Source organism: Halomonas sp. 707D4 (assembly GCF_024158685.1).
In the GTDB taxonomy this organism is placed as follows: domain Bacteria; phylum Pseudomonadota; class Gammaproteobacteria; order Pseudomonadales; family Halomonadaceae; genus Vreelandella.
Window position 1 is genome coordinate 1 of record NZ_JAMZBD010000050.1, and the last position, 11,203, is coordinate 11,203.

The following is an 11,203-nucleotide window of genomic DNA, read 5'->3' on the forward strand; positions in this document are numbered from 1 at the left end:
GCGCTCGCACTCGCTCCAGATACTCCCACTGCAGGTGACGGCGCCCCGAGAAGTCGCGCGTGACGTTTTTCGACATCACCGCGATACCGCGGGTGGCATAGTTGTTCTCGAAGTGCGGCAGGCCGTGGCGATAGAGTGTGCGCAAAAAGGTACCGAACAGCCAGCGCGGCCGGGTGAGACCGTCGAAGGCCAGGCGCAGGCTCGGGCGCAGCGGCGACGAGAAGCCGCTCTTGCGGTTGTTGTCGCTGTTGGGCGGTACCGCGTAGTCCACGGTGATGACGAGGTGGCGGTAGCCGGCCTTCTCGACCCGCGCCAGCAGCGCCTCGATCTCCTCGAGCGTGCCCGGCAGGTACGCCTGAAACCAGTCGGTCTCCCCCACCTCGAGCACCTCCTCGAGCGGTATCAGCGAGCTTCCGCTCAGGATCATCGGAAGCCCTTCCCCCGCCGCCGCCCGCGCCTGGACGATATCGCCCCGGTAGGCAGAGAGCGCACTGATGCCCATCGGCGCGATGCCGAACGGCGCTTGATAGCGCGTGCCCAGAAGCTCGGTCTCGAGGGCAATGCTGGACACGTCCACCATCGCACGGGGCATCAGCCCGTAAGCATCGAAGGCGCTGCGGTTGGCGGCATGGGTGTAACCCTCTTCCGCGCTGTTGGCGATGTAGCCGAACAGGGGGCGAGGGAGATGCTTTCTCGCTGCGTGCTCGAAGTCCTGCAAATTGTGTATTTTTACCAGTTGCTTCACACCGCTTCCTATTGTGTAGATGCCCATGCGGCTGGATTCACTATATTCGGGGGACGTTGTCCAGCGAGCCCTGCCAACAGATTATCAATCGCCAAATGTACCATCGATGCGCGCGTTTCATGAGTGGCTGAGCCGATATGCGGCGCCAGCACTACCTGAGGCATGTTCAGCAAGGGCGAGTCCAAAGACAAGGGCTCTTGTTCGAAAACGTCGAGCCCTGCCGACCGAATCTCACCGGTTTCGAGGGCGTGAATCAGCGCAGGCTCGTCCACCACCGCGCCCCGGGAAATGTTGATGAAGACGGCTGAAGGCTTCATCATCTTGAAAGCCTGAGCATCGAGCAGATGGCGGCTCTCTGGCGATAACGGCACCGTCACACAAACTATATCCGACTCGGCCAACAACGCCTCGAGCGAGCAGTGCGTGGCCCCGAGCTCTTCCTCCACATGCGGCTTGGGTGATGAACCGCTGTAAAGCACCGGCATATCAAAACCGAGCGCCCCTCGCCGTGCCACGGCCGCCCCGATACGCCCCAGGCCGATAATCCCCAGGGTCTTGCCATGTACGTCGAGGCCAAATTGCGCCTCTACCACGTGGCTTTGCCACTTTCCCTCCCTTACCCATCGATCCAATTCGGCGATTCGTCGACACGCGGTCATGATCAGTGCGAATCCCGTATCCGCAGTAGTTTCGGTGAGTACATCCGGCGTATTGCACAGCGCGATCCCCCTGCGCGTTAGCGCCTCGAGCGGGAAGTTGTCGTACCCGACCGAGATCGTTGCGATCATCTCCAAATGCTCGGACCTGGCAAGCAGCTCTTCATCGACGTCAAGCTTACCCCCGATCAAGGCATGGGCCTTTTGCATCGCTTCCAGAAATGCAGGCATGGTGTGCTGGTCGAGCTCGCCGAAGTAGTCAACGTGATGCTCTCGCTCCAATCGAGCCAACTGCTCGGCATGTAGACGGCGAACCGCCACGATACGCTTTTTCATCGTCACTCTCCAAAGCGCTGGCCCGACAAGCGGGGCTTGTCGGGCCAGTCAACTAGACTGAGGTAGCGTAGTCGGGCATTGAGAAGTTCAGCTCGTCCAATGCCTGACAAAGCTCGTTACATTGATGCTTGGAAAGCTCTACCAACGGTGGACGCAAGCGATTCCAAGTGTCGTCACCCCCATAGTGAGCCGCTGCAGTCTTCAAGGCCGGGATCATGGGAAAGCCTTCGAACACGCGGCGCACTTGCGAAAGTACCTGCTGGTGCGAGTCGGCATCTTCCTTCTGGAAGTGTCGGGCGAGTGCCGCAATCGGCGCTGGATTGACGTTCGCCGTGGCGCTGATACAGCCCGCCCCACCGGCGCGAAGGGTTTGGAGAAGAAAGTGTTCGCTACCCGCGTAGATGTTCATGTCATCGCCGAAAGCATCGATCAGCGAGGCGGTGTTTTCCCACTCTCCAGAGCTATCCTTGAGACCGGCAATCGTAGTCGGATAGCGCTTTTTCAGCCGCTCGACCAGCGCCAACGAGATGGGCACTTGAGAGACCGGCGGAATGTGATACAGATAAACACGTAGGTTAGAAGACCCTGCTCGCTCGATCACCTCGCTGAAGTAGCGAAAGAGCCCTTCCTCGGAGACTCCTTTGTAGTAAAAAGGCGGAAGCATCAATACGTTCGCTCCCCCGCTCTTTACAACGTGCTGGGTCAGTGCAACCGTGTCGCCGATACTGCAGCTTCCCACGCCGGGCATAAGGCGCTCGCCGCTCACGCCCTGCTCGACCAATGCATCCAACAGCCGACACTTCTCCTGCACCGTCAGAGAGTTTGCCTCGGAGTTCGTACCGAATATTGCAAGCCCAACATCCTGATCGATCAACCACTGACAGTGGGCGGCGAAGCGCCGAGCATCCGGGTCGAGGCGCTCATTGAAAGGTGTGATCACAGGTGACCAGACTTGGCCGGTTCGTGTAACAGCATCCATAACGCCTCCTTTTATCATTGCCACTCGTCAACGGCGTAGTTCGCGATGGTCTTTGCATCGAAATCGAACCCTAACCCCGGTGTCTTGGGCAGCAGTAGCCGGCCGTTTTCAGTCTTGAGCTGCGTGTCGATCAAGCGGCGAAAGTTGAGTACTTGATCATCCCCGAAGTGCTCGACGTAGGGGGCATTGGGCGAGGAGGCCACCAGATGGACGTGCAGGTCGTGAAACCAGTGCGGGCATACATCCACACCATAGCTCACTGCCGTAGCGGTGATACGGCGAAATTCCGTAATCCCCCCGCACACTGCGGCGTCGGTTTGCAAAATCATCGCTGCCTGCTTGTCGAGGAGCTCTTTGAAGCGCCAACGCCCTGCTTCTATTTCGCCGGTGGCTACGGGTACGAAAGTGCGCTCAGCCAATCGCTGGTGGTTGTCGATATCGTCCGGGCTGAAAGGCTCTTCGATCCAGTAAGGGTCGTAAGACTCGGCCATGCGCATGAATTCGCAGGCTGAAGGCAAGTCGCGCCAAGCATTGTTGGCGTCCATCATCACCCGCACATCGGGACCTACCGCCTCGCGCACCGCAGCCAAACGTGCCTCTTCCTTGGCCAAGGACTCTCGGCCCACCTTGAGCTTGACCGCTTTGAAGCCATTATCGACGTGAGAGCGCATTTCATTGCCCAGATCCTTAGGCGTCTTGCCCTCCAGGTAATAACCGCCGCTGGCGTAGGCGGGAACACTTTCGGTCTCGTGTGCGCCCAGGAGCTTGTAAAGCGGCAGATTCACGGCGCGAGCGTTATGGTCCCAAAGAGCCGTATCGATGATGCTGATCGCCCGCATCACTGAGCCAGTCCGGCCGTGCAACAATGCTTCCTGATACATCGCCTGCCACAAGCCTTCTACCCGATAAGTATCCTCGCCCAGCAGTACTGGACGCAGAAGCTCTCGCACCGCCTGGGTGACCAGGCCGCCGGCATTGCTGCCACCATAGCAAAACCCGATGCCCTTATGGCCAGAGTCAGAGGTGATTTCCACCAGAGCGTACTCGCGTTTCAACACCAGACGACTGGAGAAACTCGTTGGATTGTCCAGCGGTACACTAACGGTGATGGCCTTTACGTCTTTAATGATACTCATTGAGTCCTCTCTTGTTATTGACCGAAGGATGACGACCGATTTTTGCGGTCTTTTGCAGCATTATCGTGCCTGCTGATGGGATTGTTTTTTGAGGCGCTTGCGCAGCGTGCCGAACAAGGGCGTGGCTTGAAGCACCGAGAACAGCGCTAACAACAACAGCGTAAGAGCAATGGGACTATTGACGAACACCATGGGATTATTGCCACCGATCAGCATGGATTGCTGGTAGCTGGTTTCCATAACCGGTCCCAGGATAAGTCCGACCACCATGGGTGCAGGGGCCATGCCAGCCTTGATCATCCAGTAACCAAACAGACCAAAGCCGAACATCAGTGCCACATCGAAAAAACTGTTGTTGATGGCAAATGAGCCCACCACGCATAAAATGATGATGGCTGTGGCGACGAATCCATCAGGTACCTTGGTCACCCCGACACACATGCGGGTGAACAGAAGCCCCACGGCCAGCAGCGCAAAGTTCGCCAGAATTACCGCCCAGATCAGCGTGTAAGTCACATCACCGTGCTCGGTAAGAAGGTTCGGACCGGGCAGGATTCCGTGAACCATGAGCGCCCCGAGCAGAATCGCGGTAGACGAACTCCCTGGAATCCCCAAGGCAATGGTGGGTATCAAGGCCCCACCGACAACGGCATTATTGGCCGTTTCCGGTGCCGATAGACCCGCGAGATCCCCTTTACCAAAGCGACTTTTATCCTTGGCAAAGCGCTTGGCTTCGTTGTATGCAAACCAGCTGGCGGTATCACCTCCGGTACCAGGAATCAGGCCGGTGAGAATCCCGATGGCCCCCGAACGGCTGATATTGGGCATCAAGCCTTTGATATCCACCCAATGTGGAATGATGCGATCGGTCACCTTACTGGCGACCTTTTTCTTACCCAACCCGGCTTTTTCGATAAGCAGCAGCGCCTGGGGAATCGAGAAAAGTCCGATCAGAGCTACTGTAAAGCTGATGCCGGAAAACAGATTGATTTCACCAAACGTCATTCTGGGGGTGCCGGTGATCAAATCCATACCCACCGTACTCACTAGTAGCCCAAGCCCTCCTGATAGAAGCCCGGATATGACGGAGCCTTGGGAAAGCGAGCCGATGATCGTGATACCCAACACGGCGATCGCAAAAAGCTCCACCGGTCCGAACTTGAGTACAATGACGCCAAGTAACGGTGCCGCCACCAGCAGAGCGATCCCGCTCATCAAGCCGCCACAGAAAGATGAAAAAAGCGATATGCCTAAAGCCTTACCCGCTTTTCCCTGCTGCGAGAGAGGATAGCCATCCAGCACAGTGGCCGCCGCCGAGGGCGTACCTGGTGTGTTGAGCAAGATAGCCGCGATGGAGCCCCCATAAGAGGCGCCTACGTAGAGGGATGCCAACATGCTCAGCCCCGAAGCGGGATCGAGACTAAACGTGATGGGCAATAGAAGCGCCAGCGCCATGGTGGCGGACAGCCCTGGCATGGCACCCACGAACATTCCCATGAGTGTACCACCCAGAATCAGAAGCAGATTCGACCAGGACAGAACGTTCGTGATGCCAGCTAACAGCAAACTTGGGTCCATGACTCACCCCGTGGTTTCAACGTTGTTATAGAACGATTGTTATAAAAAGGTGGGAAGCGCAGGCATGTTCAGGCCAAGAAAGTAAAAAAACACCACGCCGATCGTTCCCAGCAGCGCTGACGTACCTATCAAGGCGTACTTGATGCTGACTTCCCGCACGACCATGAGCGCGGCTGCCATGAACGCGGCTGATGCAATGAAATAACCCACGATGCCGATGCTGTAGGCGTACACCAATGCGAGAAGAAAGATACCGAACGCCTTTATATAACCCTGCGCTGGAGGGGAGGCACCTGAGTCGACGCCGCTACCTTCTGCATTGACCAATTGAGTTCTTTTTCGAGCGGCCCATACTTCCTGAGCGATCAGGGCAACCGCCAATAGGCCTACCGCCGTCGAGAAGATCAGCGGCATCTGAGCCGCCCGCGCGGGGTACGCCAGGTTGTTGATAAAAAAGAACAGTGCAAGCCCCACACCGAACACGCCCAGCGACAGACGACTCCAGTTCATTTCAACACTCCCGTTGTTGTCATGATGTCCGTACGGATCAGACGTCGTCTTCGACCTCGGCCCAGATATCACCGAAGGCTCTTTCCATGTTCTGCATCATTTCCATGTAGTCATTACCGGTAACGATATCGATGTAGAACGCGCGATCTTCGGCCTGCTGCAGAAACTCCTCGTTGGTGGCCAACTCCTCGAAAGCAGCAATGAGCTGGTCGCGTGCTTCATCAGGGATGCCTGCTGGCGCGCTATACCCGCGCGATGAGCCGTTCACCACGTCATAACCGACCTCTTTCAAGGTGGGAACGTCCGGTAGCATCGGCAGGCGCTCTTCGGTAAACACTGCGAGAGGACGCAAGCTATTGGCTTGTAGGTGACCATATACGATGCCGACATTATTGAAGGATGCATCGATCTGACCGCCCATGGCTGCGGTGGCAGAAGGACCGTCACCGGCGAAGGGAACGAGTTCGAAATCCAGACCCGTAGCTCGCTCCACCATGATGGTAGAGAAGTAGTCGTCGCCGCCGACTCCAGAGTTACCGATGGTGATGCGTCCCGGGTTCTCTTCTGCCGCGGCGAATAAATCTTCCACGGTTTCATAAGGGCTGTCTGGATGAACCACGATGATACCCGGATCGGTCACGACATTGGCAATGGGCGTAAGCTCTTCAATGCTATAGGAAATCGAATCATTGATGATGTAATTAGTCATTAACATTGGCGTATTGGTGATACTTACGACTGTGCCATCCTTGGGCGATTGGTGTACCAGGCGAGTCCAGGCAATGGCGCCGGTCGCCCCGGGAATATATTCGTTGACGAAATTGACCCCGAGAATTTCTCTGAGGTGAGGGTGCACCAGTTGTGCGAGTGCATCGCTACCACCACCGGCCTGAAACCCTTGTAATACACGAATTTCATCAGATACCGAGTATTGGGCGCTGGCACTCAATGGGATAACCGTTACTGCGGCAAATAGGGATGTGGAGAGTAGTTTGTACTTCATGATAACCACCTTGTTTGTCGTATTTGTGAGGTCACTCATGCGGTATGCGTTGTACGTTCTGCTTGGCATGCCTGAAAAAATCTAGTTCTTCATTGACAATATTGTCAATAATATTATTAATTAAAAAACCATTCATTGACTAATACGCCGTGAAGAGGGTTTTGCCATGACAAAAAACAACCACGACAACTCCCAGGGAATGCGCAAGGGATTGACGAATTACGGTGATGAAGGCTTTTCGCTATTCTTGCGCAAGGCATTTATCAAGGGGATGGGATATACAGACGATGCCCTTTCCCGCCCGGTCATTGGAATTGCCAATACCTACAGCGGTTACAATGCCTGCCACGGCAACGTTGAGGGCCTAATCGATAGCGTCAAGCGAGGCGTCATGCTGGCTGGCGGACTGCCAGTGGATTTCCCGACCATCTCCTTGCATGAATCGTTTTCTCACCCCACCAGTATGTACTTGCGCAACCTGATGGCACTGGATACCGAAGAGATGATTCGCGCCCAGCCAATGGATGCGGTCGTGCTGATCGGTGGCTGCGACAAGACCGTACCCGCGCAGTTAATGGCCGCCGCTAGTGCCAACGTACCAGCCATTCAATTGGTAACGGGCCCCATGCTCAGCGGCTCTCATCGGGGAACCCGCGTCGGCGCCTGTACGGACTGCCGCCGCTACTGGGCTGCTTACCGGGGCCAGGAAATCGACGATCAGGAAATCAGTGAAGTCAACGACAAGCTGGTACCTACCGTAGGCACCTGTTCGGTGATGGGTACGGCTAGCACCATGGCCTGTGTGGCCGAAGCCATGGGTATGATGTTGCCGGGAAGCGCAACCGCACCGGCGGTATTCGCTGATCGCCATCGCATTGCAGAACAAACCGGCACCGAGGCCGTACGATTGGCCATCGAGCAGATCACTCCGCAAAGCATCATGACCGAGGCCTCCTTTGAAAATGCGCTGCGCGTTTTACTGGCATTGGGCGGCTCGACCAATGGGCTTATTCACCTGACGGCCATCGCCGGGCGTTTGGGACTGGACATCAACCTGGATGAGTTCGATCGCATGAGCCGAGAAACACCCGTACTGGTGAACCTCAAGCCCTCGGGGGAACACTACATGGAGCACCTGCACCAGGCCGGCGGGCTGGCTGCACTGCTTCGAGAGATCAAATCGCTGCTTCACCTCGATGCGATGACGATCAATGGCAAAACGCTGGGTGAGAATCTCGAGGCGAGCCCTCATATTCTCAATCAGCAAGTCGTTCGCAGCGCCGAGAACCCCATTTACGCTCAAGGAGGAATGGCCGTTGTAAAAGGCAACCTCGCGCCAAACGGCGCAATTATCAAGCAATCGGCTGCCTCATCCGAGTTGATGACCCATACCGGGCGCGCGGTCGTTTTTACAGGGTTGGAAGACCTGGCCAAACGCATCGATGACCCAGACCTGGACGTCAATGCAAACGACGTGCTGGTACTGCAGAACATCGGCCCCAAGGGTGCACCAGGTATGCCGGAAGCAGGATATATTCCCATCCCCAAAAAGTTGGCTGCCCAAGGTGTGAAAGACATGGTGCGTATTTCCGATGGGCGCATGAGCGGAACCGCCGCTGGCACCATTGTGCTGCATATCTCACCTGAAGCCGCCGAAATGGGTCCCTTGGCCCTGATAAGAGATGGAGACCTCATAGAACTGAACGTGACCGAGCGCCGTTTGAACCTGCAAGTCGATGAGAACGAACTCGCGACCCGGCGCGAAGCGCTTACCCCGAGGATTGAGCCGAGTAAAGAGAGGGGTTATCGGCGTCTGTTTCTCGAGCAGATACTTCAAGCCGAACAAGGCTGCGATTTCGCATTCTGTCGACCCGAAACCACTGCTAGCGTCCCTCGCGGCCAGTAACTACGCCTGCTCAAGAGTTCTTGCTACCATGGTCGATACTTTCTTTCCGGAAGGTATCGACCATACCGACCAAGATTTCATGGCAGGGATATAAACGACTATCTATGAAAGACAAAAAAGCCACTGCACCGTCTACAACGGTAGGTACCGACCATATTGTCGAAGCTATCGAAGAGGACATCGTGCTGGGTAGATTGAGCCCTAGAGAACGTTTGGTCGAGGAAGACCTTATCGAACGCTTCAATTCTAAGCGCCATGTCGTCCGCCAGGCTCTGTTTCACTTGGAAACCATTGGTTTGGTGGAGCGCATCAAGAATCGTGGCGCGTTCGTCAAGACTTATACTCCGGAGGAAGTAGAGCAGCTCTACGCCATGCGCGAGTTACTCGAAACCGCCGGCGCGCAGTCGATCGCGCTACCGCTCAAGGAAACGATCCTGAAGGACCTCATTGAGATTCAAGAGCAGTATGCCAAGGCAGTTGAACAACAAGACCTGCATCGCGTATTTCTGATGAATATCGCTTTTCATCGCACGCTCTTTTCCGCTACTGGTAACAGCTACCTTTCCGAGTGCATCAACGAGTTCGCTCAGAAGGCGCACTCGATCCGTTTCGTTGCAATGTCCGACCCGGCCAGCCTTCAGCGCGCCTGCGACGAGCACTTCGCGATAATCGATGCCTTGCAAAAACAAAACCGAGAGCAGCTTTGTACTCTTTGCCGGCAGCACCTGCAGCCCTCGAAGGAACGCTACCTCAGTTTGGCGCGCTTTAATGGACGTTAAAAAGAGCGCCACAATGGGCGCTCCTTGAAGCACTCACAGAATATTCGAAAGCATTAACTTTTCAGTTTCACCGTGGTCTGCGCCACCAGTTTGCCTTGGAAGCGCGCCAGCTTGAGCTCGCGCTCGCTTGGCTGGCGGGAGCCGTCGCCGCCGGCGATGGTCGCGGCGCCGTAGGGGTTGCCGCCGCTGACTTCGGAAATGTCGAACTGCTCCTCGATGCCGTAGCCGACGGGCACGATGACCATGCCGTGGTGGGCAAGCGTCGTCCAGGTGGAGGTGATCGTCATCTCCTCGCCACCGCCGGTACCGGTGGAGGTGAACACGCTGGCGACCTTGCCGCGCAGCGTGCCTTTCGCCCACAGTCCGCCGGTCTGGTCGAAGAAGGTGCGCATTTGGCCTGCCATGTTGCCAAAGCGAGTGGGCGTGCCGACGATGATGGCATCATAGTCGGCGAGTTCGCCCGGCGTCGCTTCCGGGGTCGTGAAGTCCTGCTTGCCGCCGGCGTTCTTGTAGGCGTCTTCCGGCATGGTTTCCGGCACGCGCTTGACGCTCACCTCGACGCCCTCGACCTCACCGACCCCTTCCGCCACGGCGGCGGCCAGCGTATCCACGTGGCCGTACATGGAGTAGTACAGCACCAATACCTTTGTCATCGCTCTCTCCTTGGTTGATCTGGGTTAAACAACGGGTACCTTCCAAGCCTAGCCCATCGACGCACGTTGGCACCGTTTTCGTCCCGCGCGGTGCTCGATGCGGCGCCTTGCACTTTCCCGGGTTGCGAACTAATTTTCTAGACGACCGATCGTGCATCAAACCAAGGAGCGGGTAATGACGATTTTCGAAGCACTGCGCAAGGACCATGACATTCAGCGGGATCTTCTTGCCCGGCTGCTGGAGACCCACGGCGACAGCAGCGAGCGCGATACGCTCTATCAACAGGTGCGCGCGGAGCTCAAGTACCACGCCAACGCCGAAGAGCGCGCGCTGTATATTCCGATGATGGACATCGACCTGACGCAGGAGAAGGCGCGCCACAGCGTGGCCGAGCACCACGAGATCGACGAGCTCATCGAGCTTCTGGACGACACCGACTACAGCGCCAGCAACTGGCTGGTGCATGCCAAGAAGCTCCAGCACCTCGTGACCCACCACCTCGATGAGGAGGAGCAGGAGGTCTTCCAGCTCGCCGGCCGAGGCCTTGCCGAGAAGCAGAAGCAGTCGCTGGCCCACGAGTACCAGGACGAGATGCAGCGCCAGCGCGGCGAGTGATGCCAGCAAGTCTTATGACGACGCCTCTTTCTTCGGGAAGGGGCGTTTTCATGTGCGCATTTATAGCCTCGCCCGTGTTATTTATAGCCAGACGACGCCGCTTTTGAGCCAGATCGAGCCGCGTGATACACCTGCATGTTCCAACAATGAACGACAACAGGGACTTTTTTCATGCTCGGTCAGTGGCTCGACTGGACCCTCGACGATCAAACGCCTGGCACGCGCGAAGGCCGCCTCGAAGGCGGCCGCTATCAACTGCGAGCACCGGGCGTGCTGGAGCTCGTTCCCGACCATATCGGCGAAAAC

General features: G+C 56.8%; 11 protein-coding genes. 3 read left to right on the forward strand and 8 right to left on the reverse strand.

Going from position 1 to position 11,203, the window contains the following annotated elements; translation table 11 throughout:
* The 7 genes from BIS11_RS03775 to BIS11_RS03805 form a co-directional block, all read right to left on the reverse strand.
* Positions 1-745: alpha-hydroxy acid oxidase (locus tag BIS11_RS03775; protein ID WP_253585747.1), on the reverse strand; the 745-nt coding region annotated here is incomplete at its 3' end.
* A gap of 8 nt (positions 746-753) precedes the next feature.
* The gene (locus BIS11_RS03780; protein WP_253419314.1) at positions 754-1,737 is read right to left on the reverse strand and encodes a D-glycerate dehydrogenase; all 984 of its coding nucleotides are present in this window, start codon (positions 1,735-1,737) and stop codon (positions 754-756) included.
* Positions 1,738-1,789: 52 nt separating this feature from the next.
* A complete protein-coding gene (locus tag BIS11_RS03785; RefSeq protein ID WP_253419311.1) occupies positions 1,790-2,716 on the reverse strand; it encodes a dihydrodipicolinate synthase family protein in 927 nt (308 codons plus the stop codon).
* Positions 2,717-2,730: 14 nt separating this feature from the next.
* On the reverse strand, positions 2,731-3,852 hold the full coding sequence (locus BIS11_RS03790; protein WP_253419308.1) for a mandelate racemase/muconate lactonizing enzyme family protein: 1,122 nt from the start codon (positions 3,850-3,852) through the stop codon (positions 2,731-2,733).
* A 60-nt stretch (positions 3,853-3,912) separates the two neighbouring features.
* Positions 3,913-5,430, reverse strand: coding sequence for a tripartite tricarboxylate transporter permease (locus tag BIS11_RS03795; RefSeq protein ID WP_253419305.1), 1,518 nt, complete (start codon positions 5,428-5,430; stop codon positions 3,913-3,915).
* Between the two features lie 39 nt (positions 5,431-5,469).
* Positions 5,470-5,940: a tripartite tricarboxylate transporter TctB family protein gene (locus BIS11_RS03800; RefSeq protein ID WP_253419304.1), complete on the reverse strand. Its 471-nt coding sequence runs from the start codon at positions 5,938-5,940 to the stop codon at positions 5,470-5,472.
* 37 nt (positions 5,941-5,977) lie between these two features.
* Positions 5,978-6,943 carry a tripartite tricarboxylate transporter substrate binding protein gene (locus tag BIS11_RS03805; RefSeq protein ID WP_253419302.1) on the reverse strand — a complete coding sequence of 322 codons (966 nt, stop codon included), beginning with the start codon at positions 6,941-6,943 and terminating at the stop codon, positions 5,978-5,980.
* A 166-nt stretch (positions 6,944-7,109) separates the two neighbouring features.
* Between BIS11_RS03805 and BIS11_RS03810 the strand changes: the two genes are divergently transcribed.
* Complete coding sequence (locus tag BIS11_RS03810) at positions 7,110-8,849, forward strand: IlvD/Edd family dehydratase (RefSeq protein WP_253419299.1); 1,740 nt, start codon at positions 7,110-7,112, stop codon at positions 8,847-8,849.
* Between the two features lie 104 nt (positions 8,850-8,953).
* Positions 8,954-9,628 (forward strand): GntR family transcriptional regulator, encoded by a 675-nt coding sequence (locus BIS11_RS03815; RefSeq protein ID WP_253419296.1) that lies wholly within the window; start codon positions 8,954-8,956, stop codon positions 9,626-9,628.
* A 53-nt stretch (positions 9,629-9,681) separates the two neighbouring features.
* Here BIS11_RS03815 and wrbA read toward each other — a convergent pair whose 3' ends face one another.
* Positions 9,682-10,281 carry an NAD(P)H:quinone oxidoreductase gene (wrbA, locus tag BIS11_RS03820; protein ID WP_253419294.1) on the reverse strand — a complete coding sequence of 200 codons (600 nt, stop codon included), beginning with the start codon at positions 10,279-10,281 and terminating at the stop codon, positions 9,682-9,684.
* 175 nt (positions 10,282-10,456) lie between these two features.
* On the opposite strand from wrbA, the gene BIS11_RS03825 reads away from it, so the two are divergent.
* Complete coding sequence (locus BIS11_RS03825; protein WP_253419291.1) at positions 10,457-10,897, forward strand: hemerythrin domain-containing protein; 441 nt, start codon at positions 10,457-10,459, stop codon at positions 10,895-10,897.
* The last annotated feature ends 306 nt before the right edge of the window (positions 10,898-11,203 follow it).

Excerpts from the sequence above, each read along its gene's own strand:
- BIS11_RS03805 (WP_253419302.1), bottom strand. The coding sequence starts at position 6,943 with ATGAAGTACAAACTACTCTCCACATCCCTATTTGCCGCAGTAACGGTT.
- wrbA (WP_253419294.1), bottom strand. The coding sequence starts at position 10,281 with ATGACAAAGGTATTGGTGCTGTACTACTCCATGTACGGCCACGTGGAT.
- BIS11_RS03810 (WP_253419299.1), top strand. The coding sequence starts at position 7,110 with ATGACAAAAAACAACCACGACAACTCCCAGGGAATGCGCAAGGGATTG.
- BIS11_RS03815 (WP_253419296.1), top strand. The coding sequence starts at position 8,954 with ATGAAAGACAAAAAAGCCACTGCACCGTCTACAACGGTAGGTACCGAC.
- BIS11_RS03795 (WP_253419305.1), bottom strand. The coding sequence starts at position 5,430 with ATGGACCCAAGTTTGCTGTTAGCTGGCATCACGAACGTTCTGTCCTGG.
- BIS11_RS03780 (WP_253419314.1), bottom strand. The coding sequence starts at position 1,737 with ATGAAAAAGCGTATCGTGGCGGTTCGCCGTCTACATGCCGAGCAGTTG.
- BIS11_RS03790 (WP_253419308.1), bottom strand. The coding sequence starts at position 3,852 with ATGAGTATCATTAAAGACGTAAAGGCCATCACCGTTAGTGTACCGCTG.
- BIS11_RS03785 (WP_253419311.1), bottom strand. The coding sequence starts at position 2,716 with ATGGATGCTGTTACACGAACCGGCCAAGTCTGGTCACCTGTGATCACA.
- BIS11_RS03825 (WP_253419291.1), top strand. The coding sequence starts at position 10,457 with ATGACGATTTTCGAAGCACTGCGCAAGGACCATGACATTCAGCGGGAT.
- BIS11_RS03800 (WP_253419304.1), bottom strand. The coding sequence starts at position 5,940 with ATGAACTGGAGTCGTCTGTCGCTGGGCGTGTTCGGTGTGGGGCTTGCA.